Genomic DNA, 285 nt, shown 5'->3' with positions numbered 1-285 from the left:
CCGGACGACCGTGGTGCGCGAGAAGGGCACAGCATGCGTCGAGTACCGCAAACGCATGTCTTGGCGAAATGGAATCTCCCGTACGCCTTTACGATTCATCCTGGTGAAGAGCGCACCTTCGACGTCAAACTCGACGTGCCTTGGAACACGCCAGTGACCATCGGCGATGCAAAAGTCTGGCTAGAAACCGGCTTAGATGCGGCGATGGCGCTTGACCCTACCGACAAAGACATTCTCACCGTTAGACCCGACCCACTTATGGATGCCATATTGTCAGCGTTTGAA

Annotated in this window: 1 protein-coding gene; it reads left to right on the top strand. The window is 55.4% G+C overall.

The window, feature by feature from the left end; translation table 11 throughout:
• A partial coding sequence (locus R7044_RS25995; RefSeq protein ID WP_225456094.1) for a sporulation protein occupies nucleotides 1–285 on the top strand: 285 nt, incomplete at both ends.

The organism is Vibrio sp. 1402 (assembly GCF_033340275.1).
The sequence above is the reverse complement of the archived record's forward strand: the minus strand, read 5'-3'. Positions and strand labels throughout refer to the sequence as shown.